This is a genomic window from Desulfovibrio sp. SGI.169, from assembly GCF_050313595.1.
GTDB lineage: Bacteria > Desulfobacterota > Desulfovibrionia > Desulfovibrionales > Desulfovibrionaceae > Desulfovibrio.
In genome coordinates, this window is the sequence record NZ_JBNPLS010000030.1 from 1 (window position 1) to 24,820 (window position 24,820).

A 24,820-nucleotide genomic window follows, 5' to 3' on the forward strand; every position below is an offset into this window, starting at 1 on the left:
AAATAAAAAATTAATATGCTGATTTAAAAAGACAATTTTTTGAATGGTTGGCTGATGCCCCTTCACCGGCTTGCGGGCTATGGGGTGGAGTGGTAGAGATTATTCATTACTACAAGGGTGGCGGACAGTATCATGAGATTTTCGTGGAAACAGTGTGGAACGCTCGCGCTATGCGGCTTTATGCTTTTGACGGCCCACAGCGCCTTCGCCCGCGTCGTGGACGGCAATATAATCATAGACCAGCGCATGAGCGAAAATCTCTGCGCCATCACCTTTGACGACGGGCCGTCGCGCAATACGCCGCAGCTTCTGGACATGCTCAACCAGTACGGCATACCGGCCACCTTTTTCCTGTTGGGCAAGCAGGCCGAGCTTTATCCGGGCATTGTGCGGCGCATTGCGGATGAGGGGCATGAAATAGGCAACCATTCCTATTCCCATCCCAATTTGCGTCTGCTTTCACCGGAACGCAAGGCTGATGAAATCCGCCGCACCGACGCCATTCTGCGCGATCTGGGGGTCACGCCGCTTTTTCTGCGCCCGCCCTACGGCGCGTTTGATCAATACACGGTGGATATCGCCGACTCGCTGCACCTTTCCGTTGTGCTCTGGTCGCTGGACAGCCGGGACTGGAAACGTCTGCCCGCGGACTATGCCAAACTGCACAACACGCGAGGCCATGTGTACCCCCCCGGCACGTTGCGCGGCATCTTCCTTTTTCATGACACGCATAAAAGCACTGTGGAGGATCTGCCCAGGATCATTGCCAACCTGCGCGAGGGGGGGTGTCAGCGCTTTGTGACCGTGAGCGAATATCTGGACGGCATGCCTGATCCGGAACCGGGCCTGCTGATGACCCGTCGCCCCCCCAAGGAACAGGCGGGGCAGGCGTCGCTGGCGACCCGCCATGCGGTGCAAGGTGGGGAGGCATCGGAGGCGTCGTTGACGCGCAGTTGGCCCGCGGGCAGCGGGCCAGTGCCCCTGGCCCGCAGCAGCAAGCCCTGGCAACCCGCAGGCGCGCCCGCCCTCGAACAGGCTCTGGGCCAGCACAACCAGCGCCATCAGCATGAGCGCCAGGGCGCGCGCCTGCCGTCACCAGCCCATGCCGCCTCATCGCCGCTTTCTTGAATCTGGTCAAGGCTGTGGCCTGGCCAAAGCCGGCGCGATCCAGTGAAATTGTCGGCGTGAAAGGCCGTTTTGCCACAGCAGGGTTTCTTGCAAATCCTGAAACGATGTTGCGGCTCGCCATCTTCCCATGCCGCGCTTTTAGGCGGAACGGCAACCAAAAGCAGCCATTCGCCGCTTCGAAGCCTTGGGCCTGAGCGGGCTCCCGCCGCAACCCGGCTCGATGCGCCATTCTGAGCGGTTTTTGAAGACAGGGATGCCTGCTGGCCGACCGGCAGTGAATAAGGGCGAAACAGTTGCTCTTATGAAAGAGATATTTCATCTCGCCATTACAATTGCATATTGCCTTATATTGTAGCTAGCCGCTTGCAGTTATGAAATTCTATTGGCTTTTGAAGCTGGTGTGGCTTAAAAAGCTTATCTGGCTTTCATGGCAATAAAAACAAGTACGCATATCGTTCAAGAATTTCTGAGGCAAAAATACGGCGATTTGCAAAGCGTTTTTCGCTGATTTTTATGGCTTCACAGACTGCGAAACTGGCCGGCGTCAACCGAAACACCGTCAACCGGCATGTGGGCTTTTCGGGAAAGAATTGCCCATGCGGCTATCAAGGGACTTGACCGCACGAATGGCGGTATCGGTAAGGGGCATGGGGGTATCTCCTGGCAAGGGATTAGAATGCCCCTTGAAATACCCCTGAAACTGGTGGATATCTATAGAGTTTAATCCTCCTGGCCGGACAGTCTATTTCATCTAACAAATTGTCAGGGAAGATTTTTTTGACTTACCGAACTAGAATGGGGTGAAATCTGGCGGAGAGGGAGGGATTTGAACCCTCGATACAGGTTTAAGCCCGTATACTCGCTTAGCAGGCGAGCTCCTTCGGCCGGCTCGGACACCTCTCCGCATGGTCAGGCCAGATTGCGGCAAACCATAGATTTGCAAGATAGTCCAGACCAGATTTTATGTCAAGAGTACGGTGTTTTGTTCTTTCGCGTGGATGGGATTCGCGCCGTGCCGTGGAGGCGCGTCCAGGTTCAGGACTCATTAAATGTAAAAGGTGACAGTCTTTATCCGCTTGCCGCCGCGGATGAGGAATAGTGGAGACATGCGCCCGATATCTCGAAGATAAAGGATTGATAAATAAGGAGGAATATTTCATTGGCGGCACGTTTGCCGTAAAAAAGGGGCCTGCAAGTTGGAAAGACCAAGCGGGGAATCGGTGCGAAGCTCATGGGCATTGCTGACGCTTCTGGTTTGCCTGCCGTCGTGTGCACGGATTCTGCCAACCCTCATGAAGTCAAACGTGTCCAATGTCTAATTGAAAAGACTCTGTGCAGAATTCTGCACAGAGTCTTTGCGGGGTCGTTCGCGAAAAAACGTGGTTTTTCGCTCACTCATGGCGGCTACGCCGCCGCAACACCCTGCGGGTTTTGTAGTTTCCACTTTTGCAAGTAGACCTAGCCCTGAACCAGCCTGGCAATTTCCTCGCGCAAAATCCGGGCCGCCGCGCCGGCGGCGGCTTTTTCCACCTGCTGGTTGAAGTGGGGTTCCAGCGTGTCCAAGCGGCTTTCCAGGGCGTCCATGCGCGCGGAGACGCTTTTGCCCATGAGGTTGAGAGCATGCAGGCGTTCCCCCAGGACCTCGTCCGGGGCGGGGGCGGGCATTTCTTTCAGGGCCTGGCTTACCGAGGAGGCGATCAGCGCGGCAAAACGGTCGTGCAGGGGGCTGCCTTCGCGCAGCAGGTCTTCCAGAGACGCGGCTGGCGCGGCTGCGGCCTTTTCCAGCGCCGCAATGCGAGCCTTGGCCTCGGCCAGTTCGCTTTCGCAATGCTGGAGGCGCTCGCTCAGGCGGGCGTTTCCCTCGTCCTGTCCAGTCGGGCGCGTCGCTTTTGCCGCGCTGGCGGTCGGGGCTGGCCCGGCGGGGGCTTCCGCCAGCGGGGCGTCAGCCTGTGCGCTGACTGGCGCGCCTTCCTCCATATGGGGCATGGGCAAAAGCTCTTCCACCGGGGGCGCGGGCGGCTCCGTTTCGGTTGCCGGCGGCGTTTCGGCCGCCGCTTCAGGGCTTTGCTCTGGCAGAGGAAGACCGCTGTCTTCAACGCCGAAGGCTTCGCCGTCGGGGGCCGCAGCGCCCTTGTCAGCCTGATCCGCCTGATTCGTCAGCTTCGCCTGGTTCGGCATATCCGGCATCATATCACGCGTCACATCCGCCGTCATATTCGGGGCGGGAGCTTCCCGCATGGCGTCCAGATCTTCCTCCATATCCGGCGCATGTTTTTCTGGAATCTCTCGCGCCCGGGGTTCCGCTTCCGGGGCGGGGGGGGCGGTTTGGGGCGCGCTGACGACAGGCTCCGCCTGTTGAGAGGCGGACGCGGTCGGAGCAAGGCCGCCCAGCAGCGCGTCCAGATCGGCGGTCATATCCGGCCCGGTTTCGGCGGGCGTGTCCGGCGCGGCCTGCGGCCCGGCGTCCAGAGGCGTCTCGGGGGCTGGGGCATTGGCGCTGGCGGCGGGGGCCTGCGGCATGTCCGCATCCGGGGCGATGGCCGCCAGCAGGGCGTCCAGATCTTCCTCCATATCCGGCGCATGTTTTTCTGGAATCTCTCGCGCCCGGGGTTCCGCTTCCGGGGCGGGGGGGGCGGTTTGGGGCGCGCTGACGGCGGATGCCGCCTGTTGAGAGGCGGACGCGGTCGGAGCAAGGCCGCCCAGCAGCGCGTCCAGATCGGCGGCAAAATCTTGCTCAGCGGGTTGCGAGGCGACAGGGGCCTGCGCATCCGGCGGATTTTCGGCTTCCGGCTTGGGCGCGGAACCGTTCATGGCGTCGAGCAGATCGTCCACGGCGCTGTCCAGGTTCACAGTGGCGACCTGCTGCGCGGCCTCGGCATTCCGCTCACGAGGCTGCGGCGGAATATCCAGGGTGCTGAGCAGCTTGTCCACATCACCCATGTCCGACATGTCAAGCTTTTCGTGGGGGTCGACCTTGTGACTTGGCGCGGCGGCTTCTTCAGGAGACAGCTGCGCCTCAGGGTTGTCGTCCTGAGCCTCCATTTGGGCCAGCAGGGCGTCGATTTCCGTATCGTCCTGCCGGGGCGGCGCGTCGTTTTTCATGTCGCTCCGCCGCGTGGAATCACCCTTGAGGCTTTGCATGTGGGCGCTGAGTTCCTCGCTGGCCTTTTCAGGCGGGGGAACTGCCCCGGCCGCCTCGCCTTTTTCTATCAGTTCAGTGAGGTCGATGATTTCTTCATCAGTTTCGGCAATCTTCTCGGCAGCCATGCGAACCTCATGGGGTTGAGCGCGCGTGCGCTGAAGCGGATGCGCCGCCGCGACACGGCGGCTATATATACAAACGGCAAAAAAACGTATCAGTTTATAGGCAAAGACGCAAATTCGCCAAGACAGGCTTTGGGCAGGGAGCAAAAGCGGGGCGGCGTAAAAAAGGCGCTGCCCCTGTGGACAGCGCCTTGCAAAAAAAGGAAAGCGCGCTCTACGGGTGGCACTTGGACTTGGCGCAGCCCGTGAGCTCCTTCTTCAGATCAGGCTTTTCGGCCACGATTTTGGTGTGGCATTCCAGACAGGTCTGCTGCTTGAGGCCGGTCTTGGTGTGAACCACATAGAAAAGGCTTTTCTCGCCCTTTTTGGCGGTCAGGTCATCGTGGCAGCCCGCCGTGGCGCATTTCTGGAAGTTCTCCTTGCCTTGCACCTGATGATGACAGGTCACGCATTCCACTTTTTGGTGGGCGGCATGGGGAAACATTACGGTTTTTTTGGAGCCCTTGAACTCCAGAGGCTTGTCGGGCGCGGGCGGTTGGGCCGCCAGCGCGGGCAGGGCCAGGGCAAGGAGCAGGGCGGCGGTGAGGCACAGCAATTTTTTCATGGCGGATTCCTCCTTGGCAAAGCGGCACATAAGCATTGAATGGAGCTTACGTCGCCGGGCATGGCGTGTCAATGGCATACGTCGGGAACGACGGAGTTGACGCGCCTGATTTAGTTTTGGCGGCTTGTTTATGCCGAGACGATCCGTCAGAATCCGCGCCATCGGCCGTCGGTCTGGGCCGTTTTTTGTTGGCGTAGCCGCGCGGGGTCAGCAGGTAGGGGCCGAGGGCGCGGCTTTCGCTGTTGCCGATGATCAGCAGGGAGAGCATGTCCACCAGGTTTTCGTCAAAGCCGGCCAGCGTATGCACCGAAACTTCCTGCCCGGGGCGGAATGCCTTGCGCACCAGGCCCACCGGGCAGTCGGGCCGCCGGAAGCGCCGGGCCTCGGCCAGGGCCTGGCCCAGTTGGTGCGGACGCCCTTTGGAGCGCGGATTGTAAATGACGCAGACAAAATCCGTCTCCAGCGCCGCGATGAGTCGCCGTTGAATGGTTTGCCAGGGGGTGAGCAGATCGCTCAGGCTGATGCAGGCGAAATCGTGCGTCAGGGGCGCGCCCAGCAAGGACGCCGCCGCGCAGAGCGCGGGCACGCCGGGCACCACGTTCAGGGAAAGGCGCTCAAGCAGGCCGCGCGCCTCCAGAATTTCCAGAACCAACCCGGCCAGGGCGTAAATGCCGGGATCGCCGGAACAGACCAGGGCTGTGGGCCGCCCGGCCAGGGCCGCGTCCACGGCGGCGGCGCAGCGTTCTTCCTCATGGCGCATGCCGGTGCTGATGACGGTTTTGCCGCGCAGCAGTTCCGGCGGCGTCAGCTCCAGATAGAGCGGGTATCCGGCGATGCATTGGGCCCTGTCCAGGGCCGCGCGGGCCTGGGGCGTAAGGCAGCGGGCGTCGCCCGGTCCCAGGCCCACCACATAAAGGGGCGCGTTGTTCATGCTCTTTGCGGGGTTGCGGTTGCGGGAACGGCCAGAGCCACGGCAATGGTCAGGCGGCCCTGGATGGCGGTTTTGGGCAGAAGCAGGCGGGCGTCGCGCGCGTTCGTCTGGGCGGCCAGCAGGGCCGAGGCTTCACAGACGCTGAACGGCGGCTGTTTGAAGCGCCTTCCGGCCGCTTCGGAAGGATGGGGCGTGGCGCAACGGGCCAACGCCTCGGCGGGGAAAGTTCGTACAGGGATGCCCAGTTGATCCGCCGCATGGCGCAGCGCGGGTTCATCCGCTTTTTCCGTAACCGTGGCCAGAGCCGCCACAGCCCGCAATTCCAGATGGCGCGCGTCGCAGAATGCCGTCAGCGCGGTCAGGGCCGCGTCTTTGGGGATGCCGCGGCGACAGCCCAGGCCGATGTAAAGCCAGGGCACGGCCAGGCGCAACAGGCCGGGAGAAGGCGGCTGGCGTCGCCAGTGGGCGGCCAGCAGCGGCGTATCGCCGGGCGCGTTTTCCACATTGCGTTCATGGGCGGGCAGGCGCTCAAAGCGTGGCGGCAGGGCGGCGGGCAGGGCATGGCAGGGGTCCAGGAGCCGCAGGGGCCGTCCTTCCAGCAGGGCGGCCTGCGCCTGGGGCAGCCGCGCCCAATCCAGAATGCGCAGGCCCGCGTTCCGAATCAGCAGATCCAGGGGCATGGGCGCGGACGCCGCCTGATCCGAAGCTGTGGTAATCACCGGTGTGGCTTGCAGCAGCGCGGCCAGATGCCGCGCCAGCGCATTGCCCCCGCCCCAGTGGCCGGAAAGCAGGCTGATGACGAAGCGTCCGGCCGCATCCAGCACCACAACGGGCGGGTCCTGGCTTTTGTGTCGCAGCAGAGGGGCCAGCACGCGCACGGCGATGCCCGCGGCGCCCACAAAAATGTGCGCCGCGTGCCGGTTGTATTCTCGCGCCAGAAAGTCGCCCAGATCGTCAAAGGGGCGGATGCCCGCCTCCGCCAGGCGGGCCGGGGCGCTGATCCGGCAGGCTGAGATGTCGCGACCGTCGGGCGCGCGCCAGGGGGAGGCGGCCAGCCGCGCGGCCAGCCGACGGGCCAGGGGCAGGGCGTCCCGGCTCAGGGCGTGGCAAAACAGGGCGGGGGCCGTCTCTGTGCCGGCACAGGAGACAAGCCCCGCCTTCGGGCACTGACTCAAAAAAGCACCTTGCGGGCCGCGTCCAGCGCGCGGTTGAAGTCGTCGTCGCTGTGGGCGAAAGAAACCATGCCCGTCTCGAAGCCTGATGGGGCCAGGTAGATGCCCTGGGCGCGCATCTGCTTGTAAAAACTGGTGAAAAGCTTCTGGTCACAGGCCTGTGCCCGGGCAAAGTCGGTTACAGGCTCTTCACTGAAGAAGGGGCAGAACATGGAGGCCAGAGCAGGCACCTGCACAGGCACGCCCTTGGCGCTCAGGATGTCGCGCAGGGCTTCGGCAAAAGCGCGGGTACGGGCTTCCAGGGCGGCGTAGTCCAGGGTTTTCAGCTTGCGCAGGGTGGCCAGACCCGCGGCCATGGCCAGCGGATTGCCGGACAGGGTGCCCGCCTGATAGACTTCGCCCTGGGGGGCCACATGCTCCATGAAGCGACGCTTGCCGCCGAATGCGCCCACAGGCAGGCCGCCGCCGATAATCTTGCCGAAGGTGGTCAGGTCAGGGTCTATATTGAAGCGGGTCTGAGCGCCGCCGAAAGCCGCGCGAAAGCCGGTGATCACCTCATCAAAAATCAGCAGGCTGCCGTACTGGTCGGCCAGAGAGCGCAGCTCCTCCAGAAAGCCGGGCCTGGGAAGAACCAGACCCATATTGGCGGCAACGGGTTCCACGATAACGGCGGCTATGTCCGCGCCGTGCCGGGCGAAGCACTCCCTGACCGCGTCCGGATCATTGTATGGGGCCAGCAGCGTGTCCGCCACCACCGCCGGGGGCACGCCGGGCGTGCCGGGAATGGAAAGGGTGGCCACGCCGGAACCGGCGGCGGCCAGGAAGGGATCGGCATGGCCGTGGTAGCAGCCGATGAACTTGAGCGCCTTATGGCGTTTGGTCACGCCGCGCGCCAGGCGCAGGGCGCTCATGGTGGCCTCGGTGCCGGAGTTGACCATGCGCACCATTTCCAGGCCGGGCATGGCCGCCACCACTTCGGCGGCCAGGGCCACCTCGTCCGGACAGGGCGCGCCATAGCTGGCGCCGCGCCCGGCCGCTTCGCGCAGGGCCGCCGTCACTGAGGGTTCGGCATGGCCCAGTATCATGGGCCCCCAGGACAGCACAAAGTCGATGTATTCCCGGCCGTCCACATCCGTCAGGCGGCAGCCGTGGGCTTCGGCGATGAACAGGGGCAGGCTGTCCACATTATGACAGGCCCGCACCGGGCTGTTGACCCCGCCGGGGATCAGCGCGCGGGCTTTTTCAAACAATTGGCGGGAAGTGTCGTCCATACGGGGCTCTCCTTGCTGCTCTGGCGCGGGCGTCAGGCGAAATAGGTCATGGAAATTTTTTTCAGTTCCTTGAGGCTGCGCAAGATGGCGTACTCCTTGAGCGGCCAGGCGCGCAGCAGATCGTCCACCACGCCGAGGCATTCAGCCTCGCTGCGGCCATGCACCATGGTGTAGAGGGTGTACGGCCAGTCCGGCGCGGAGCTTGGCCTGAAGTAGACATGGGAAATATGGTCGTGCGCCGCGGCAATGCGCCCGCATGCGTCCGCCGCGCTCTCGTCCGCCTTCCAGGCCACCATGGCGTTGTGCGTCCAGCCGGTTCTCTGATGCTTGATGCTGGCCCCGAAGCGGCGGATGGCGCCCGAATTTTTCAGACGGCTCAGCAGTTCCAGCACTTCGGCTTCAGTGATGCCCGCCTCGCGGGCCATATCGGCATAAGGGGCGAGCGTGTCCGGCAGATCCGCCTGGACGATGCGCAGAACCGCGCGTTCGGCTTCGCTGAACTGGTGACTCATGGGCCTCTCCGGCTGGGGTGGAAATGACGCGACCGCGCCCGCCGGACAGGGCGGCGGACACGGTCGGAAAACTGCGCCTGTCAGGCGGATGCGCCGCTATCGCTTGAAGGAACGGGCAAAAAGATCCTGAATGGCGATGCGGCCGTTGTCTTCCAGAAAGCGCGTGCCCGTGGCGGCGAAGTGGGCGTGCTCAATGAGGGGCTTTTCCACTTCGGCCCAGCTGTCTTTCTGCCAGCTGAACCATGCGCCGCGCGGCTGGTCGAAGACCAGCAGGGATTTGTTGCATATCTTGGCGAATTCCGCCCCCCAGCCCGTGCCGCCCTTCACCGTGTCGTCGGGCTGAATGGCGCCCACCACGATGATCTGTTCGCCGCTGCTGACCTGCCAGCAGATGGATTGCAGCACCTTGCGGAAAATGGGCGCGCGGGTGTACTCGCGGTTCATCAGCTTGGAGACGTAGGTCAGGCTGACATCCTTGAGGGCCAGCTCTTCAGAGGTGAGCACGCGCACGCCGCGGCTGCGCTCAATCTGGTGGCCTTCAAAGCTGTAGTTCACTTCCTCAATGCCCCAGCTTTCCGCCAGGGCGCCGAAAAACTGTTCCGTTCCGGCAGCGCCGCCGCTGTAGAGAACACATTGATTGGGGTTGAGCATGTTGCCTCCTCAAAAAGATATGTGATGCCGGACACGCAGACAATTTCCCGTCGGGAAGATTTCTTCCCGGCGAGGCGGCGGCGTCCATGCGGGGCATCATGGCAGAATTTGCGCCGCACGGCAAGGCGGCCCGGCAAAGAAAAGCCGCGTCCGTTTCTGCCGCGCGGCGGCCCGCATGATCATTTCCGCCAAGAGGGCCTGTGACGGCGGAAGCTTCAGGCAAAAAAAAGCCCCGGCGGGCAAGGCCGCCGGGGCGTCTGGGAGACTCGTCGGAATGCCCTAGTAACGGGGCTGACGCGGCGCCCTGGGTTTAGCTTCATTGACGCGCAAGGTGCGGCCGCCAAAGCTGAAGTTATCCAGAGCTTCAATGGCGGCATCGGCTTCGCCGTCCTCCATTTCCACAAAACCGAACCCGCGGGCGCGGCCGGTTTCCCTGTCGCTGATGAGTTTCACGGACAGGACATTGCCGTATTCGGCAAAAAGATCCTGAACCTGTTCTTCAGTAGCCGACCAGGGAAGGTTTCCGACATAGATGGACTTGGACATGAAACACCCTCTCAAAAAAAACAATCTTCCCGCGCGTCCTTCCGGCAAAACGTATTACCGGTACGCGGCCCTTGTTTAGGACAAGAGCATGCTTTGCGCGGCTTGTCAACGAAAGCGCATAAAAAAGTTGCGATTGGCTGCGCTCTTGTCCGCCATGAGGCCCCGCTGCCCGGCATGCCTTGGCGCGCGCCTTTCGCGCGGCATTTTGCGGAACTGTGGAGAAAAATTGAGAAAACGTCTGACAAAAGAAGTCTGGTCATTGCGGCGGGGCATAGTACAGCGACGCAAGACAATGAAAAAGAAGCGCCGCAGTGTCGGCGGCGCGGTTGAGCGTTCAACTTGCGTTGCGCGGCCCGGCGTCAACATTTTCATGCCGAAAGCCGGGCCTGTCGGGCGGTTGCGCCGGGCAGGCCGGTCAGCCCTGACTTTCCGAGGGCGGCGGCGACCAGTCCGGCGCAATATCCTCGAAAGAGGTGTAGGGCGAGATGTACATGAGTTCGGCCACGCCCACCGGGCCGTTGCGCTGCTTGCCGATGATGATTTCGGCCACGCCCCGGGGCGGGCGCTCGGAGGGCTTTTGAAATTTGTAGACGTCTTCACGGTAGACGAACATGATCACGTCCGCGTCCTGCTCAATGGCGCCGGATTCGCGCAGGTCGGAAAGCATGGGGCGTTTGTCGCCGCGTTCCTCCACCTTGCGGTTGAGCTGTGAAAGGGCCACCACCGGCACATCCATTTCTTTGGCAAGACCTTTGAGAGAGCGGGAAATGTCTGAAATTTCCAGCTCGCGGGAATCAGTGCGACGGCTGGTGCGCATGAGCTGAAGATAATCCACCACCACCAGGCCCAGACCCTTTTCAGCCTTGAGGCGGCGGGCGCGGGCGCGCAGCTCCAGCGTGGTCAGGGCCGGGGTGTCGTCAATGTAGATGGGCGCGTGGGCCACCACGTCGGCGGCGGTGTACAGGCGCTGCCAGTCGTCGTCGCTGAGCAGGGAGGGCCGGCGCAGTCTGGAAAGGTCAACCTTGCCCCAGACGGCCAGCATGCGCTGCATGAGCTGTTCCTTGCTCATTTCCAGCGAAAATATCGCTACCGGCACGTTCTGGCGCACGGCCGCGTTGAGCGCCATGCAGAGCGAAAAGGCCGTCTTGCCCATGCTGGGCCGGGCCGCCACAATGATCAGATCAGAGGGCTGAAGGCCGGCGGTGAGTTTGTCCAGCCGGGTATAGCCCGTGGTCACGCCGGTGATCACGTCCTTGGCGTCGGCCAGTTTGGAGAGGTTTTCAAAAACCTTGTCCAGCAAGTCCCTGGTGGGCGTGAAGTCGCGGCTTGAGGTGCGCCGCGAGATGGAAAATACGGCCTGTTCGGATTCGTCCAGCAGCGCCGCCACCTCGCGCGAGGCGTCGTAGCAGTTGCCGATGATGCCTGAGCAGACCTCAATCAGCCCGCGTTGCAGGGCCTTGTCGCGCACGATGGTGGCGTAATACTCGGCATTGGCCCCGGAAACCACGGCCTGGGCCAGGTCGGCCAGGTAAACCGCGCCGCCTGCTTCTTCCATCTCGTTGCGGCTTTTGAGCTGTTCGGCCGTGGAAACGAGGTCAATGGGCGCGGATTTGCGATACAGTTCCAGAAAAGCGCGAAAAATGACCGTGTGGGCGGGCAGGTAAAAATCGTTCTCGGTCAGCACATCCACAATGCTGTGCATGAGCTGGGGCCGCATGAGCACACCGCCCAGCACGGCCTGTTCGGCTTCGGCGCTGTGCGGCGGCACGCGCCGAAGCAGATCGGCTTCCGCCGCGCGAACGACCGAACCGGCCTGGGCGCTTCCGCCGCCTGTTCCGCCGGATCGGGAAGACGAGCCGCCCCCGGCCTCACGGCCAGGGGCGGTCATACTGTCATGGGGGGAAGCCACGCCGCGCCTACTGGGCGGCCTCGGCCTGGGCTTCTTCAGCGGGAGCTTCGGAGGGCGCTTCCACCGCGGCCTCCTCTTCCTCGGGCTGATGATCGGAAACCACCTTCACCGGCACCACGGCGATGACGCTGGCGTGCAGGCGAATGCGCACCGGGTGGTCGCCCAGGGTGCGGATGGGCGCGTCCATCAGGATGCGACGGCGATCCACATCCACGCCAAGCGCGGCAAGAGCGTCGCCGATAATGGTGGAGGTCACCGAGCCGTAGAGCTTGTCGTTTTCGCCCACATGCATGGGGATGACGACTTCCAGGGCTTCCAGGCGGGTCTGTACGCTCTGGGCGTCGGCGCGCAGGGCGTCCATACGGGCCTGGAGCTTTTTGCGTTCCTGTTCAAACACTTTCAGATTGGCTTCGCTGGCCACCATGGCCAGGCCCTGGGGCAACAGAAAGTTGCGGCCGTAACCGGGCTTGACGTTGACCACATCGCCAAGGGTGCCGAGATTTTCCACATCGGCGCGAAGTATCAGTTTCATGTGCGCCCCCTTAGATCATGCTCTTTTTCTTGACGACGGAGTCGTGCGTGGCGGTGTAAATGAGCAGGGCCATCTGGCGAGCGCGCTTGATTTCGCGTGTCAGCAGGCGCTGGTGATGGGCGCAGGTGCCCGTGATGCGCCGGGCGATGATCTTGCCGCGCTCGGTGATGAAGTCGCGCAGGATGTCGGGGCGCTTGTAGTTCAGGGGCAGCTCCTTGTCGGCGCAGAAGCGGCAGAACTTGCGGCGTGGGGCGAATTTTTTCTTGAAGGCCATTTAGGCAACCTCCCCGGCCGCTTCGTCGGCCAGCTTGACGGTCACAAACTTGAAGATGCCGTCGGTGATCCGGATATTGCGTTCCAGCTCGGCCACCAAGGCGGCCGGGGCGTCGTACGCCAGGCGCGCATAATAGCCGCGCATCAGTTTGCGCACGGGATAGGCCAGATCACGCATGCCCCAGTGATCCACTTCCGTCATGACGCCCCCTTCACGCTCGACAACCGCCACAAGAGCGTTGAGAATGCCCTCGCGGTTTTCGGCGGAAAGCTCCGGCGACAGGAGCAGCAGGGTTTCAAATTTCCGCATGTTTGTTCTCCTTTTGGATTGGCAGCCCGCGCGCTCCGGCGCGAGCAAGGAAGAAGCTGTATACAGAGGGGAAGAGGGGCTGTCAAGCCCGCTGAGCGCCGCGCGCTGGCGGTCGGCAAAAAAAGGCTTCAGGGCGTCTGTTCGTCGCGTAAAAACATATGAACCGGCCATACCCCTGTCAAAGGCCGCGCCTTTTCGCCCCACGGCAATGGCGGGTCAGCAATACACGCGCGGATTGGCGCTGCCCATCAGACAGAGAATCTCGTAGGGGATGGTGCCCAGTTTGTCAGCCATCTCCTGCGCGCTGACCGGGCGCTGGCCCGGAGCGGCGCGGCCGCCCAGAATCCAGGCCGTGTCCCCGGCCCGAACGTCCGGCAGGGCGGAGACATCCGCCATTGCCATGCCCATGCATATCCGGCCCACCTGCGGGGCGCGGCGGCCGTTGATCAGCAGGTCAATGCGGTTGGAAAGGCCGCGGGCAAGGCCCGTGGCGTACCCGGCGGCCACCACCGCCACGGTGAGGTCACGGGGCGCGGTGAAGCTGCGCCCGTAAGAGACGCTTTGCCCGGCCTTGATGCGACGGACACGCAGAACCGGGGCGCTGACGCTCATGACCCATTCCAGATCCGCCCCCAGGGCCTCCCTGCCGGTTCCGGAAAACGCATTGCCGCCATACAGGGCCAGGCCGGGGCGGCATATTTCGTAGCGGGTTTCCGGCAGGCCCAGGGCCGCCGGGGAATTGCCCAGAGAGCGCGCGATGCCGGGAAAAGCCTCGCGCAGCGCGGCGCACATGGCGGCGAAGCGTTCGATCTGGCTTCGGGTATACGCGGCCTCTTCCGGCATATCGGCGCAGGAAAGGTGCGAAAGCGCCAGCACGGGCGTAATGCGGGGAAAGCGGCGCAGGCTCTCCAGAAGCGCGGGCAGATCCTCGGCGGAAAAGCCCAGGCGGCTCATGCCGGTTTCGCATTTGACGGCCACGGGCAGGGCGCGGTCCGCCGGGCAGCAGGCCGCCGCTTTTTCAATATCCTCAAAATCCGCCAGCAGCGGCGTCAGGTCAAGGGCCGCGGCGGCTTGCCAGTCTTCCGGGCTGACGGCTCCCAGCAGCGGCACAATGCGCTGACCCAGCCCGGCCTCGCGCAGGGCCGCGCCTTCGTTCACCGTGCCCACGGCGAAGCGCCGCGCCCCGGCCTGATCCAGCGCGCGGGCCACGGGCAGCAGGCCATGACCGTAGGCGTCGGATTTGATGACCGGCATGATGGAGGCGGGGTCGCCCAGGCGGGAAAAATTGCGCCGCAGAGCGGCGAGATCAATATGGCAGCGCGAGGGCGTAACGGTATACGCGTTCATAAATGCTCCGTAAAACGGCGACGCCGGTCGCTGGCCCGCATTTCGCGCGGCGTGACTCCCCGCGCGCAAAAGGGGCGGCCTTGCGTCCAGAGGCGCGCCGCCCATCCGGCTGATTCGCTCATGCCGAAATTCCTGTTAAAAAATAGGCGGCTACGGAAAATAGCAGCATTACAGTCCGGGCACAAGAAAAAGTGTGCGACGCCCGTCGCGGACGGGGCTTGTCACGCGGCGCGCTTGCGGATAGGCTGCGCCGCATGTCTGAACCCGTTTTTACAGTACAGCATACTGACGGCGCGGCTCGCGCCGGGCTGCTGCGCACGGCCCACGGCGTCATCCCCACGCCCATTTTCATGCCCGTGGGCACGGTGGGCTCGGTCAAGGCCATCGCCCCCGACGACCTTGCGGCCATTGGCGCGCCCGTCATTCTGGGCAACACCTATCATCTGTATCTGCGGCCCGGCGATGAACTGGTGGCCCGGCACGGCGGCCTGCACGGCTTCGCCTCCTGGCCGGGGGCCGTGCTGACGGACAGCGGGGGCTTTCAGGTCTTCAGCCTGAGTTCGCTGCGCAAAATCCGCGAAGAAGGGGTGGAGTTCCGCTCGCATTTGGACGGTTCGCGGCATTTGTTCACCCCGGAAAAGGTCATCGCCATTCAGCGCAATCTTAACTCGGACATCATGATGGCGCTGGACGAGTGCGTGCCCTACGGCGCGGACTACGCCTATACGGAGCGATCCCTGGCCCTGACCACGCGCTGGGCCGCGCGGGCGCGCGCCGCCTGGCCGTCGGGCGCGGGAAGCAACCTGCTTTTCGGCATCACGCAGGGCGGTTTTTTCAAGGATTTGCGCCGCCGCTCGGTGGAGGAAATCTGCGCGCTTGACTGCGACGGCTTTGCCGTCGGCGGTCTGTCCGTGGGCGAGGGCAAGGCCGAAATGTATGAGCTGCTCTACCATACGGCCCCGCTGCTGCCGGCGGACAAGCCCCGCTATCTGATGGGCGTGGGCACGCCTCTGGATATCGCCCACGGCATCCACGCGGGGGTGGACATGTTCGATTGCGTTTTGCCCACGCGCAATGCCCGCAACGGCACGCTTTATACGTCGCTGGGCAAGGTGAACATCAAGCGGAGGCAGTACGCCGAAGATGACGGCCCCCTGGACCCGGCCTGCGACTGCTATGCCTGCCGGACTTTTTCGCGGGCCTATCTGCGTCACCTTTATGTGAGCAAGGAGCTGCTCTCCTTCCGGCTGAACTCTCTGCACAATCTGACCTACTTTCTGCGTCTGGCGCGCGAGGCCCGGCAGGCCGTGCGGGAAAGGCGCTATGCGTCTTTTCTGGCCCGCATGGAGTCCCTGTATCCAGAAGAGGCGGCCCTGGCGGCCGGCCTGTGAGTTCGTCATGAAAAAGCCGCCCGATGGCGGCTTTTTCATGACGGAAATTCCGGCGCGGTCAGATATGCTGGGCGGCCACGCCGGCTGCTTCGCGGCGTTCGCGGCGACGTACCAGAAAAAAGACCAGAAAGGAGCCGGCCAGCTTGGACAGGCTCATGATCACAATGGACCAGGGCGTGACCAGGTCGATGAGCAGCAGAAAAACCAGGCTGTCCAGAGGCGCGCCCAGCAGACTGGAAATCAGGATTCGCTGGGAAAAGGGCTTGCGCGTATAGGTGAACAGCGCCCAGTCGCCCAGCTCGCCCACGGCGAAGGCCGCCGCGCTGGCCACGGCCAGTTGGGGCGAGGCCATATGCCAGCTTATCATGCAGCCCGCCAGCATGGCCCAGAGAATATGATGGCCCACACGGCGCTGGGCGAAATCGCGAACCACAAAGACAAAGCCCACAAGAAGCGAAACCGGCGGCCAGAGATCGCCGTTGGGCAGCTCGACAAGCGGCGTCGCCGCAAACGCGTAATTGACGCCCACAATCAGAGCCATGTAAGTAAAGAGCGAAAACATGCGGTGCAGACTATGCGCTGGCGCGCCAACCGTCAAGAGCCGGCCGCCCCTCCCTGGTCTTGACCCTGACCGCCGGATGTGGGAGAGGAATGCCGTGCGGGCGTCCCCGCGCCCTGTCGGCGTTTCGGCCGCGTCATCCTGACCGGTCTGCCGCGACCAGGCGGAAAGCGGCGCTTTGGCAAGGCCGTTGCCCGCCATGGTCAGGAAGCGCAAAGCCTTTTACGCAGAACATGCCCTATACGGCGGCCCGGCACGGCCCGTGCCGGCAGCCGGGGAGAAAATATGAGGGAACAGTCGTATCATTGCGGCTGGGTGGCGCTCATGGGCCCGCCCAATGCCGGAAAATCCACCATGCTGAATGCCCTGCTGGGGCAGAAAGTGACTATCGTCACGCCCAAGCCGCAGACCACACGCAATCAGATTGTGGGCATTCTCACCGACGAGGAGGCCCAGGTCATCTTCATGGATACGCCGGGCCTGACGCAGGTGCGCGGTCGCCTGAGCAAGAGCATGATTCAGGCTGTCTGGCAGAGTCTTGGCCAGGCGGACGTGATCATGCCCGTTCTGGATTCCCACCTGTACATCCGGCATCCCGAATTTCTGGAGCGGGATATGGCCCCGGTGGCCGAGGCCTTGGCCAGCGACGAACGCCCCATGATTGTGGTGGTCAACAAGGTGGATATGTTCAGCGACAAAAGCCGCATGCTGCCTCTGCTTACCCGGTTGCATGAAATGTGGCCCGGGGCCGAGATATTTCCGGCCTCGGCCCTGCACAGGGACGGTTTGCCGGAGCTGAAGAAGCTGATCCGTTCCCGGCTGCCCGAAGGGCCGGCGCATTTTCCGGAAGACCAGATATCCACGGCCTCCCTGCGTTTTATGGCCGCGGAGATCGTTCGCGAAAAGCTCTTTCTGCATCTGCGTCAGGAAGTGCCCTATGCCGTGGCCGTGGACGTGGAAAGCTGGGAGGAAGACGCCGCGCGCGGGCAGACCGTGATTCACGCCGTGATTTATGTGGCCCGGCCCATGCACAAGGCCATGGTCATCGGGCGGGCGGGGGCCTCCATCAAGCAGATCGGCAGTGAGGCCCGCATGGACATTCAGGAACTGGTGGGCGGCAAGGTGCATCTGGAACTTTGGGTCAAGGTGCGGGAACACTGGACGGAAGACCCCGCCTTTCTGCGCGATCTGGGTCTTATGGCGGAGTAGCGGACATGGCGACGGAAGCGCCTTTGGCGGAACGGTATGGCCGGGTTCTGGAGCGGCTGGAGGCGGCCTGCGCGGCCGCGGGCCGCAAGAGGGAGAGCGTGACCCTGATCGCGGCGTCCAAGCTGCACTCGGCCGCTGACGTGGCGGCGGTGGCCCGCGCCGGGCAGGTGGATTTTGGTGAAAACTATGTGCAGGAGGCCCGGCAGAAACGCGAGAGCCTGGCGGGCGACCCCGCCTGCCGGAACCTGCGCTGGCATATGATCGGCCATGTCCAGAGCCGCAAGGCCGCTCAGGCGGCCGGGGCCTTTGCCCTGATCCATACCCTGGACTCGCGCAAGCTGGCCGATGGGCTGGAGCGGCGTCTGGCAGTGCTGGAAGCGCGCCAGCCGGTGCTCATGGAAGTCAACGTGGCCGGCGAGCCGCAAAAATCCGGCCTTATGGCTGAAGATACGCCCGCTTTGGCCGATTATATAGTGGAGAATTGCCCGCATCTGGAACTGCTCGGCCTGATGTGCCTGCCGCCGGTTTTTGACGCGGGCGAGGCGGCGCGCCCCCATTTCGCGCGCCTGTTCGCTCTGCGCGAGGCGTTACGCGCCCGTCTGGGCTTGCCCCTGCCGGAACTTTCCATGGGCATGAGCGGCGATTTCGCGGCGGCTGTGGCCGAAGGGGCCACCATGGTGCGCATCGGCACGGATATTTTCGGGCCGCGCCCGCCCAAAGCCTGAGATATTGGCACAAAGTCTGCATAATCTGTCATCGGCCCGGCCATGAAACGCGGGGCCGGCCCTCAATCTGTCGGAGTTCAAGCGTATGGCAGCCAAGGATACCAAGGAAGCCCCGGCCTTGCCCGAAGGGCAGGCCGAAAGGCCCAAGAAGAAGTCCAGGATCAAGCGCCTCGTCATTCTTTTGGCTATTCTGCTGATGACACTCAGCGGCGCGGGCCTCGGCGCGTACTGGTGGCTGTACCTGCGCACGCCGAGCAGCGGGGCCTCCACCCCGGCTCAGCCCAAGAGCGCGGCCCCCGCGCCCGCCGCGCCCGCCAATGCGGGCGCGGGCCAGCCGGCGGCTCCGGCCACTCCCGCTTCCGGCGCGGGCGGCGTCGCGCCCGGCGCGGCGCGCATCGAACGCCAGAGCGATTTGCCCCGCAGCGTGGGCCAGGTTCTGCCCCTGCCGCCCATCACGGTCAACCTGTCGGACCCCGCCGGGCGTCGTTATCTCAAGCTGGGTATGGAGGTGGAAGTCAACGCCGATGTTTCCGCGGAGCTTGCGGCCCAGAGCGCGCGCATTCGCGACGCCATCATCATGTTGCTGGCGGGCAAAAGCTATGCGGATATTTCCTCCCCCGACGGCAAGGTGCTGCTCAAGGCTGAAGTGGCGGCGCGGCTCAACCAGATTTTGGGCGCGCAACGTGTGGTTCGGGTCTATTTTACTGATTTTGTGGTGGAATAATCCCGCGCAAGGCGTGTCAACGTCAAGGGTTCGGCGGGAACGGGGCGCGCGCTCCGGCAGCAGCGTTTTCAACGAGGTGCGTCATGTCGCAGGACGATCAGGAAGCCTTGGCCGCGCAGTGGGCGGCACAGCTTGAGGAAGAGGAAGCCAAAGCGTCCGGTGGGGATGCCGGCGCGCCGGAGGCCCCCGCAACCGACGCCGCCGGGGCCGGCGGCGAACACGGGACCGCGGACGAGGAGGCCCTGGCGGCGCAATGGGCGGCGGCGCTGGCCGATGATGAAGAGGAAAAGAGCGGCCCCTCCACATTCGGCGGCGCGGGCGCGGGCAGCTTCAGCCAGGCCCCGACGGACGCCCATTTCAAGGATATGACTGAGGTGTCCCGTCATCCCAGGGACAACAAGCTCAAGCGCGAACTGGACTTCATTCTGGATATTCCGCTGGACGTCTCGGCGGAGCTGGGCCGTACCCGCCTGCTCATCAACGAGCTGCTCCAGCTGGGCCAGGGTTCCGTGGTGGAGCTGAACAAGCTGGCCGGCGAACCGCTGGAAGTTTACGTCAACGGCAAGTTGGTGGCGCGTGGCGAGGCTGTGGTCATCAACGAGAAGTTCGGCGTGCGTCTGACCGATATCATCAGCCCCATTGAACGGGTGAAGCAGCTTGGCTAGCCAATATTGGTCCGTGGCCGCGACGAACCCCGGTCTTGCGGGGCGGGCTGTGCGCGGCCTGGTGGACGGCGCGCCCCCGCCCGCGATCCCCGGGCCGGAAGAGACTGTCCGCCTTGCCGGGGAACATGCGCTGCACGGGCTGGAGCAGGCCGGGCGGCTTATGGGGCAGGCCGCGGAACAGGCGGCGGATATTGCGGGGCGGGCCGCCGCCGCTCCGGCCGGGCAGGCATCCGCGCTGGGGCAGTCCGCTTTCAGCTGGGGCGGCTACATACAGGCCGTGGGCATTCTTTTTCTGTTTCTGGCCCTGCTCTGGCTGGCGGTCTGGCTGGTGCGGCGCTACGGTCGATTCAATTTTCTGCCGCGCCCGGGGGCGCTGCCGCGCGGCGCGCTGGTCATGGAAGCCCAGATGCCGCTGGGACCGCGCAAAGGGCTTATGGTGGTACGCTTCTTGAATAGAAGGTTGCTGCTGGGGGTTACGGACCAGCGGATCACCCTTCTGACGGAGGAAGACGCCCACCATGAGCCGCACGACGCAGATTTTCACGAGATTATGGAGGCAGCCCGGCGCGGCGGGCCTGCTGGCGGCAAGCCTGCTGATCCTTCTGCCTGATCCGGCCTGGGCGGCGCAGGATCTTACGCTGCCCAGCATGTCGCTCACCCTGTCCGGCGGCGCGCCGGAACCGGCGAAAGTCTCGGTGCTGCTGGAAATCCTCTTTCTGCTCACCGTGCTTTCCGTGGCCCCGGCCATCATGCTCACGGTCACCAGCTTCACCCGCATCATCATTGTCTTCAGCTTTCTGCGTCAGGCCATGGGCGTGCAGCAACTGCCGCCCACCCAGATTCTTGCCAGCCTCGCCATTTTTATGACGGTGGTCATCATGCTGCCGGTGGGCAGGCAGATCAACGATCAGGCCCTGCAACCCTACCTCAGTGAGCAGATCGACTATAAAGTGGCGCTGGACAGGGCCCAGGCCCCATTGCGAACCTTCATGTTCAAGCACACCAGAGAGAAGGATCTCTCGGTCTTCTACGCCATCACCCAGATGGAACTGCCCAGGAACAAGGAAGAAGTGCCCACCATGCTGCTGGCCGCGGCCTATGTGATCAGTGAGCTGAAGACGGCCTTCACCATCGGCTTTCTCATCTATATTCCCTTTCTGGTGCTGGATATGGTCGTATCCAGCGTTCTGCTGGCGATGGGCATGATGATGCTGCCGCCCATGATGGTTTCCATGCCTTTCAAGCTGCTGCTTTTCGTCATGGTGGACGGCTGGAATCTGCTGGTGGGTTCGCTGGTCAACAGCTTTCTTCTGTAACTTCCCCTGTGAGGAGGATCGCCATGTCTCCGGATTTCGTCATCGGTTTCGGTCGCCAGGCCATTGAGCTTTGCCTGATGATGGCCCTGCCCATGCTGGGGGTGGGCCTGGGCGTGGGTGTGGTGGTCAGCGTGATTCAGGCGGCCACCCAGATTCAGGAAACCACGCTGACCTTCATTCCCAAGGTGGTGTGCATGTTCATCGCCCTGCTGCTGGCCCTGCCCTGGCTCATGGAGCGGATGACCACCTTCACCCGCGACGTTTTCATCAATATTCCCACCTACGTGCGTTGAGCGCGGGGCCGGGAGCGAACGCCGCGCCCCGAAAACGCTAGCCGCGCATGTCCAAAATCCGCCGCAGCGCTGCGGCCTCCAGCCGGCTGAAGGGCAGTATGGGGCGGGGAGCGTCGTCGTGCGGGGCGATGTCCTTTACAAACCAGGTTACGTCGCGCCACGCGCCGGCCTTGAAGCCCGCCTTGCGCTGCACGCCCATGCTTCGGAAGCCCAGCGCGGCGTGCAGGCGCTCACTGGCGGCATTGGGCAGCGTGACAAGGGCATAGGCGCTTCTGACGCCCTGCAGGACAAGAATGTCCAGCAATGCGCGGTACAGCCGCGTGCCGCCGCCCCGTGCGGTGGCGGCGGCGTCAAGATAGACTGACAACTCCGCATTCCACTGATAGGCCTCCCGTTCCGCCTGCCTGTGGGCATAGGCGTAGCCGGATATGCCGCCAGCCTCCTCCCAGACCAGACAGGGATATGTTTCTGCTATCCGCCCGATGCGGGCGGCGAACTCCGACTCCGTGGGCAGGGTCTGCTCAAAGGTGACGGGGCTGTGGACGTACTGCGCGTATATCCGCAGCAGGGCCGCGCTGTCTGTGGGCCGGGCCGGTCTGATTGCCATGCTGCCTCCAGTGCCGACGGCGTGTCTGTTTTCGCGCACGCCCGCCGCGAGGCCAGGCGCCGCGTTTTTGCATTTGTAGAAAACCGGAACTCGTCTGATATGTTTGATGGGAAAAGTTCTTTTTATAAAGAATATCTAGATAAAGTTTAAAAATAGTATTCGCGGCATATTGCACAAGATGAAAAAAGGAGTACGCCATATGTCGCTCCTTTTTTTGTCGCCTGCACATTTTGCATTGACGAAAAAAAAGACTGACGGGTCAATTTTTATCCTGCTCTATAGTTCTTCGCGTTTTTTCCGAACTAGATTGCAGAGCCGCGAACGCGCGCTGCGGCCAGCCCCAGGAGCACGGCCCCGGCCTGGGCCACGTTCAGGGAATCAAAAGGCCGGGCCAGAGGAATGCGCAGCATGTGCGCGCAGCGCTTGGCCACGCCGGGGCGAAGGCCCTTGTCCTCATTGCCGAGCACCAGCACGGCGGGCAGGCGCATCTGATGCGCGAAGGCGTCCAGGCTATGGGGGCCTTCGGTTCCGCCCGCGCCGTAAATGGTCAGGCCCGCCTCTTCGGCGCTGTCCAGGGCGCGGGCCAGGTTGGTCACCCGGGCCACGGGCAGATGCTCCAGAGCGCCGGCGGCGGCGCGCCGGGCGGCCGGCCCCAGATAGGCGCTGTTGTGCCGGGGCAGCAGCAGGCCCGCTCCGCCCAGGGCGTAGAGCGTGCGGCAGAGCGTGCCCGCATTGCCGGGGTCTTGCAGCTGATCCAGGGCCAGCAGCACGGGCAGGGGCGCGTCGGCCACGGCGGCCAGCAGTTCTTCCAGCCCGCGCAAACCGGTGACGGCCAGGCGGGCCACCACCCCCTGGTGGGCAACGGCATCGCGCCCCTGGCGCGTGCCCCGGCACAGGCGGTCAAGAACCGCCGCCTCCACCAGGTTGAAGCGCACGCCGCCGCGGCGGCAGAGGCTCTGCACTTCGCGCGCTTCAGGGCCGCGCAGGCTTTTTTTGCAGAAGACGAGATCCACCCGCTGGGGCTCGGAGGCAAGCAGCTCTAGCACTGGTTTCAGCCCCGGCAACAGCGGGGCGTCGTCGGAGTGATCATGCATGGGCGTCTCCGGCGGAACAAGTTGATGGCCTGACGGGCCAGGGTTTGAGTCGGAGGCCGCGTGCGCGGCGCATTCCGGCCTGTGTACGCATCTTCCCGGCTGAAGGCAAGCCGGGCGGCAACGGGAGCACATGAATGGCAAACTGTAAACCGCGTTTTCGCGCGATGGCGAAATGCTGCCTGCTGGCCGCGGCGTTCTGTCTGTTGCTGGCGGGCGGCTGCGCCACGCGCCAGGGAAAAGGGCCGGAGGTTTCCTCCCCGTCTTTTGTGTTGCCGGAAGATGAAAGCGCGGCCCCTCTGACCCGGACGGAACTGGCGGCCCTCAAATCCGCCGGGCAGATTGACAGAAACGTGCCCGACGACGCCATGCCGGACGTGGCCCGCCAGTATAAATATTTTTTGCGCAAGGGCCGCAAGACCATGAGCGTGTTTTCCAAGCGTTCGGAGCAATATCTGACTTACGCCCGCAAAGTTTTCCGGTCGCGCGGCATGCCTGACGAACTGGCCTACCTCGCCATAGTGGAAAGCGGCTACAGGGCCGACGCCAAATCTCCGGCGGGCGCCGCCGGGGCCTGGCAGTTCATGCCCTACACCGGCATGAAGTACGGTCTGAATCAGGACTGGTGGATGGATGAGCGCCTGGACCCCTACAAGGCCACGGAGGCGGCGGCCGACTATCTTCAGAAGCTCTATGGCGACTTCGGCGACTGGCCCACGGCCATAGCGGCCTACAATGCCGGGGAAGGCAAGATAAGCCGCGCCAAACAGGGAACCGGCGGACGCAATTTTTTCGAGGTCAAGGCGCGCAATCACACGCTGGACGGCAAGGCCCAGTTGCGGGAAGAAACCAAACAGTATGTGCCCCGCTTTCTGGCTGTAACCAAGATCATGCGCAATCTGCCGCAGCTGGGCTTTGACCCCATCCAGCCAGACAAGGCCCCCGGCGTGCTGCGCTTCACGGCCCGGCCCGGCACGGATCTGATGGCCTTTTCCAGCGCCTGCCGTCTGGGCTGGGAGGAGTTTCGCGCTTATAACCTGCATCACAAGCGGCCCGTCACCTCCACGGAACGCGCGACCTTCGTCTATGTGCCCGCGCGTTATGAACAGGAGGCCACAGCCTTTCTGCGTTCGCCCCAGGCCAATGCCTATGCGGACTGGCATCCGGCCAAGGTGACCACCTCGGCGGACTCGTGGGACAGAATCAGCCGCCGCTGCAATGTGCCCGTGGCCCGGCTGAAAGCGGTCAACCCCGGCAACGACCGGCCGCGGGCCGGCGAGATGGTGCTGGTGCCGCGCTCGGTAAACATGTCGGCCACCGCCGTGGCCGAGCTTGACGGCAAAAGGGCCGGGAGCGCCAGAGAGGCGCGGCAGGGCAAAAAAGAGCGCCTGAAACCCGGCGGCAGCCGCGCCCCGGAGCGGGCAACGGCGGCCCCCGGCGCCGGGCACAAGCTTCAGCCTGACGAAACCCTCTATGCCGTGGCCCGCAAATATAATGTGAGTCTCAAGGATTTGCAGGACTGCAACCAGATTGACAATCCCAACAAGGTTCGCGCGGGCTGCATTCTGCGCATTCCGGGCGAAAGGGCGGTCGCCGCGCCCTCGGCCGGAGGCTCCAGCGGTCGTGTGGGCAAGGCCGGTCGCAAGACCACCTATACGGTGCAGGCCAGGGACAGTCTCTGGAATATCGCGCGCAAGCACAATGTCAGCGTGGACGACCTCAAACGCTGGAACAATGTGGATGAAAAAAGCCTGCGCGCGGGCGCGACGCTGGTGGTGAACCTGGATTAG

Annotated in this window: 25 protein-coding genes, 1 tRNA gene and 2 pseudogenes; 11 read left to right on the plus strand and 17 right to left on the minus strand. The window is 63.6% G+C overall.

The genetic code is table 11. The features are described 5' to 3' along the window. The first annotated feature begins 180 nt into the window (after positions 1 to 180). Both ACQRA4_RS11825 and ACQRA4_RS11830 read left to right on the plus strand, forming a co-directional pair. The gene (locus ACQRA4_RS11825) at positions 181 to 1,128 is read left to right on the plus strand and encodes a polysaccharide deacetylase family protein (protein ID WP_427823281.1); all 948 of its coding nucleotides are present in this window, start codon (positions 181 to 183) and stop codon (positions 1,126 to 1,128) included. A gap of 462 nt (positions 1,129 to 1,590) precedes the next feature. Further along, positions 1,591 to 1,723: pseudogene (locus ACQRA4_RS11830) on the plus strand (IS1595 family transposase); the annotation flags it as partial. Positions 1,724 to 1,936: 213 nt separating this feature from the next. Here the strand turns inward: ACQRA4_RS11830 and ACQRA4_RS11835 are convergent. From ACQRA4_RS11835 to alr, 14 genes and pseudogenes are all read right to left on the minus strand, one after another. Beyond that, positions 1,937 to 2,031, minus strand: a tRNA-Ser gene (locus ACQRA4_RS11835). Positions 2,032 to 2,586: 555 nt separating this feature from the next. Beyond that, positions 2,587 to 4,395: a hypothetical protein gene (locus ACQRA4_RS11840; protein WP_427823282.1), complete on the minus strand. Its 1,809-nt coding sequence runs from the start codon at positions 4,393 to 4,395 to the stop codon at positions 2,587 to 2,589. A 211-nt stretch (positions 4,396 to 4,606) separates the two neighbouring features. Continuing rightward, on the minus strand, positions 4,607 to 4,996 hold the full coding sequence (locus tag ACQRA4_RS11845; RefSeq protein WP_427823283.1) for a cytochrome c3 family protein: 390 nt from the start codon (positions 4,994 to 4,996) through the stop codon (positions 4,607 to 4,609). 178 nt (positions 4,997 to 5,174) lie between these two features. Continuing rightward, positions 5,175 to 5,927: pseudogene (gene cobJ / locus ACQRA4_RS11850) on the minus strand (precorrin-3B C(17)-methyltransferase); the annotation flags it as partial. Continuing rightward, positions 5,924 to 7,102, minus strand: a complete 1,179-nt coding sequence (locus ACQRA4_RS11855) for a cobalt-precorrin 5A hydrolase (RefSeq protein ID WP_427823284.1) — start codon at positions 7,100 to 7,102, stop codon at positions 5,924 to 5,926. The pseudogene cobJ and the gene ACQRA4_RS11855, both read right to left, overlap by 4 nt. Beyond that, complete coding sequence (hemL, locus tag ACQRA4_RS11860) at positions 7,099 to 8,370, minus strand: glutamate-1-semialdehyde 2,1-aminomutase (protein ID WP_427823285.1); 1,272 nt, start codon at positions 8,368 to 8,370, stop codon at positions 7,099 to 7,101. Before hemL ends, ACQRA4_RS11855 begins: the two co-directional genes overlap by 4 nt. A 32-nt stretch (positions 8,371 to 8,402) precedes the next feature. After that, the gene (locus ACQRA4_RS11865) at positions 8,403 to 8,882 is read right to left on the minus strand and encodes an Lrp/AsnC family transcriptional regulator (protein ID WP_427823286.1); all 480 of its coding nucleotides are present in this window, start codon (positions 8,880 to 8,882) and stop codon (positions 8,403 to 8,405) included. A 96-nt stretch (positions 8,883 to 8,978) separates the two neighbouring features. Beyond that, the gene (locus ACQRA4_RS11870) at positions 8,979 to 9,533 is read right to left on the minus strand and encodes a hypothetical protein (protein ID WP_427823287.1); all 555 of its coding nucleotides are present in this window, start codon (positions 9,531 to 9,533) and stop codon (positions 8,979 to 8,981) included. A 279-nt stretch (positions 9,534 to 9,812) separates the two neighbouring features. Next, a complete protein-coding gene (locus ACQRA4_RS11875; protein ID WP_297825633.1) occupies positions 9,813 to 10,079 on the minus strand; it encodes an RNA recognition motif domain-containing protein in 267 nt (88 codons plus the stop codon). 415 nt (positions 10,080 to 10,494) lie between these two features. Then, positions 10,495 to 11,967, minus strand: a complete 1,473-nt coding sequence (gene dnaB, locus ACQRA4_RS11880) for a replicative DNA helicase (RefSeq protein WP_427823303.1) — start codon at positions 11,965 to 11,967, stop codon at positions 10,495 to 10,497. Positions 11,968 to 11,995: 28 nt separating this feature from the next. Further along, positions 11,996 to 12,520, minus strand: coding sequence for a 50S ribosomal protein L9 (gene rplI, locus ACQRA4_RS11885; protein WP_427823288.1), 525 nt, complete (start codon positions 12,518 to 12,520; stop codon positions 11,996 to 11,998). 10 nt (positions 12,521 to 12,530) lie between these two features. Then, a complete protein-coding gene (gene rpsR, locus ACQRA4_RS11890) occupies positions 12,531 to 12,794 on the minus strand; it encodes a 30S ribosomal protein S18 (RefSeq protein ID WP_008683560.1) in 264 nt (87 codons plus the stop codon). After that, the gene (gene rpsF / locus ACQRA4_RS11895) at positions 12,795 to 13,103 is read right to left on the minus strand and encodes a 30S ribosomal protein S6 (RefSeq protein WP_427823289.1); all 309 of its coding nucleotides are present in this window, start codon (positions 13,101 to 13,103) and stop codon (positions 12,795 to 12,797) included. 216 nt (positions 13,104 to 13,319) lie between these two features. Then, positions 13,320 to 14,450 (minus strand): alanine racemase, encoded by a 1,131-nt coding sequence (alr, locus tag ACQRA4_RS11900; RefSeq protein WP_427823290.1) that lies wholly within the window; start codon positions 14,448 to 14,450, stop codon positions 13,320 to 13,322. A gap of 254 nt (positions 14,451 to 14,704) precedes the next feature. Between alr and tgt the strand changes: the two genes are divergently transcribed. After that, entirely contained in the window at positions 14,705 to 15,841 is a 1,137-nt protein-coding gene (gene tgt, locus ACQRA4_RS11905) for a tRNA guanosine(34) transglycosylase Tgt (protein ID WP_427823291.1), read from the plus strand. A gap of 58 nt (positions 15,842 to 15,899) precedes the next feature. Here tgt and ACQRA4_RS11910 read toward each other — a convergent pair whose 3' ends face one another. Next, positions 15,900 to 16,403 (minus strand): VUT family protein, encoded by a 504-nt coding sequence (locus ACQRA4_RS11910; RefSeq protein WP_427823292.1) that lies wholly within the window; start codon positions 16,401 to 16,403, stop codon positions 15,900 to 15,902. Between the two features lie 282 nt (positions 16,404 to 16,685). Here ACQRA4_RS11910 and era point away from each other — a divergent pair, with 282 nt between their 5' ends. From era to fliQ, 7 genes are all read left to right on the plus strand, one after another. Then, positions 16,686 to 17,609: a GTPase Era gene (era, locus tag ACQRA4_RS11915; RefSeq protein WP_427823293.1), complete on the plus strand. Its 924-nt coding sequence runs from the start codon at positions 16,686 to 16,688 to the stop codon at positions 17,607 to 17,609. Positions 17,610 to 17,614: 5 nt separating this feature from the next. Further along, positions 17,615 to 18,334: a YggS family pyridoxal phosphate-dependent enzyme gene (locus ACQRA4_RS11920; protein ID WP_427823294.1), complete on the plus strand. Its 720-nt coding sequence runs from the start codon at positions 17,615 to 17,617 to the stop codon at positions 18,332 to 18,334. Positions 18,335 to 18,419: 85 nt separating this feature from the next. After that, on the plus strand, positions 18,420 to 19,058 hold the full coding sequence (locus ACQRA4_RS11925) for a flagellar basal body-associated FliL family protein (RefSeq protein WP_427823295.1): 639 nt from the start codon (positions 18,420 to 18,422) through the stop codon (positions 19,056 to 19,058). Positions 19,059 to 19,141: 83 nt separating this feature from the next. Beyond that, entirely contained in the window at positions 19,142 to 19,723 is a 582-nt protein-coding gene (fliN, locus tag ACQRA4_RS11930; RefSeq protein WP_427823296.1) for a flagellar motor switch protein FliN, read from the plus strand. Next, positions 19,716 to 20,333, plus strand: coding sequence for a flagellar biosynthetic protein FliO (gene fliO, locus ACQRA4_RS11935; RefSeq protein ID WP_427823297.1), 618 nt, complete (start codon positions 19,716 to 19,718; stop codon positions 20,331 to 20,333). The genes fliN and fliO overlap by 8 nt, the downstream gene beginning before the upstream one ends. Further along, positions 20,242 to 21,039, plus strand: a complete 798-nt coding sequence (gene fliP, locus ACQRA4_RS11940) for a flagellar type III secretion system pore protein FliP (RefSeq protein WP_427823298.1) — start codon at positions 20,242 to 20,244, stop codon at positions 21,037 to 21,039. Before fliO ends, fliP begins: the two co-directional genes overlap by 92 nt. 23 nt (positions 21,040 to 21,062) lie before the next feature. Next, positions 21,063 to 21,332, plus strand: a complete 270-nt coding sequence (fliQ, locus tag ACQRA4_RS11945; RefSeq protein WP_427823299.1) for a flagellar biosynthesis protein FliQ — start codon at positions 21,063 to 21,065, stop codon at positions 21,330 to 21,332. 37 nt (positions 21,333 to 21,369) lie between these two features. On the opposite strand, the gene ACQRA4_RS11950 is transcribed toward fliQ, so the two are convergent. Together ACQRA4_RS11950 and ACQRA4_RS11955 are read right to left on the minus strand one after the other, a co-directional pair. After that, positions 21,370 to 21,939: an N-acetyltransferase family protein gene (locus ACQRA4_RS11950; protein WP_427823300.1), complete on the minus strand. Its 570-nt coding sequence runs from the start codon at positions 21,937 to 21,939 to the stop codon at positions 21,370 to 21,372. A 302-nt stretch (positions 21,940 to 22,241) separates the two neighbouring features. After that, positions 22,242 to 23,033 (minus strand): TrmH family RNA methyltransferase, encoded by a 792-nt coding sequence (locus ACQRA4_RS11955; protein WP_427823301.1) that lies wholly within the window; start codon positions 23,031 to 23,033, stop codon positions 22,242 to 22,244. A gap of 134 nt (positions 23,034 to 23,167) precedes the next feature. On the opposite strand from ACQRA4_RS11955, the gene ACQRA4_RS11960 reads away from it, so the two are divergent. Further along, the gene (locus ACQRA4_RS11960) at positions 23,168 to 24,820 is read left to right on the plus strand and encodes a LysM peptidoglycan-binding domain-containing protein (protein ID WP_427823302.1); all 1,653 of its coding nucleotides are present in this window, start codon (positions 23,168 to 23,170) and stop codon (positions 24,818 to 24,820) included.

Excerpts from the sequence above, each read along its gene's own strand:
- dnaB (WP_427823303.1), bottom strand. The coding sequence starts at position 11,967 with ATGACCGCCCCTGGCCGTGAGGCCGGGGGCGGCTCGTCTTCCCGATCC.
- ACQRA4_RS11955 (WP_427823301.1), bottom strand. The coding sequence starts at position 23,033 with ATGCATGATCACTCCGACGACGCCCCGCTGTTGCCGGGGCTGAAACCA.
- ACQRA4_RS11845 (WP_427823283.1), bottom strand. The coding sequence starts at position 4,996 with ATGAAAAAATTGCTGTGCCTCACCGCCGCCCTGCTCCTTGCCCTGGCC.
- ACQRA4_RS11910 (WP_427823292.1), bottom strand. The coding sequence starts at position 16,403 with ATGTTTTCGCTCTTTACTTACATGGCTCTGATTGTGGGCGTCAATTAC.
- fliP (WP_427823298.1), top strand. The coding sequence starts at position 20,242 with ATGAGCCGCACGACGCAGATTTTCACGAGATTATGGAGGCAGCCCGGC.
- ACQRA4_RS11840 (WP_427823282.1), bottom strand. The coding sequence starts at position 4,395 with ATGGCTGCCGAGAAGATTGCCGAAACTGATGAAGAAATCATCGACCTC.
- rplI (WP_427823288.1), bottom strand. The coding sequence starts at position 12,520 with ATGAAACTGATACTTCGCGCCGATGTGGAAAATCTCGGCACCCTTGGC.
- ACQRA4_RS11925 (WP_427823295.1), top strand. The coding sequence starts at position 18,420 with ATGGCAGCCAAGGATACCAAGGAAGCCCCGGCCTTGCCCGAAGGGCAG.
- ACQRA4_RS11920 (WP_427823294.1), top strand. The coding sequence starts at position 17,615 with ATGGCGACGGAAGCGCCTTTGGCGGAACGGTATGGCCGGGTTCTGGAG.
- rpsR (WP_008683560.1), bottom strand. The coding sequence starts at position 12,794 with ATGGCCTTCAAGAAAAAATTCGCCCCACGCCGCAAGTTCTGCCGCTTC.
- rpsF (WP_427823289.1), bottom strand. The coding sequence starts at position 13,103 with ATGCGGAAATTTGAAACCCTGCTGCTCCTGTCGCCGGAGCTTTCCGCC.
- alr (WP_427823290.1), bottom strand. The coding sequence starts at position 14,450 with ATGAACGCGTATACCGTTACGCCCTCGCGCTGCCATATTGATCTCGCC.
- fliN (WP_427823296.1), top strand. The coding sequence starts at position 19,142 with ATGTCGCAGGACGATCAGGAAGCCTTGGCCGCGCAGTGGGCGGCACAG.
- ACQRA4_RS11950 (WP_427823300.1), bottom strand. The coding sequence starts at position 21,939 with ATGGCAATCAGACCGGCCCGGCCCACAGACAGCGCGGCCCTGCTGCGG.
- ACQRA4_RS11825 (WP_427823281.1), top strand. The coding sequence starts at position 181 with ATGCTTTTGACGGCCCACAGCGCCTTCGCCCGCGTCGTGGACGGCAAT.
- era (WP_427823293.1), top strand. The coding sequence starts at position 16,686 with ATGAGGGAACAGTCGTATCATTGCGGCTGGGTGGCGCTCATGGGCCCG.
- hemL (WP_427823285.1), bottom strand. The coding sequence starts at position 8,370 with ATGGACGACACTTCCCGCCAATTGTTTGAAAAAGCCCGCGCGCTGATC.
- ACQRA4_RS11865 (WP_427823286.1), bottom strand. The coding sequence starts at position 8,882 with ATGAGTCACCAGTTCAGCGAAGCCGAACGCGCGGTTCTGCGCATCGTC.
- ACQRA4_RS11875 (WP_297825633.1), bottom strand. The coding sequence starts at position 10,079 with ATGTCCAAGTCCATCTATGTCGGAAACCTTCCCTGGTCGGCTACTGAA.
- ACQRA4_RS11960 (WP_427823302.1), top strand. The coding sequence starts at position 23,168 with ATGGCAAACTGTAAACCGCGTTTTCGCGCGATGGCGAAATGCTGCCTG.
- tgt (WP_427823291.1), top strand. The coding sequence starts at position 14,705 with ATGTCTGAACCCGTTTTTACAGTACAGCATACTGACGGCGCGGCTCGC.
- ACQRA4_RS11870 (WP_427823287.1), bottom strand. The coding sequence starts at position 9,533 with ATGCTCAACCCCAATCAATGTGTTCTCTACAGCGGCGGCGCTGCCGGA.
- fliQ (WP_427823299.1), top strand. The coding sequence starts at position 21,063 with ATGTCTCCGGATTTCGTCATCGGTTTCGGTCGCCAGGCCATTGAGCTT.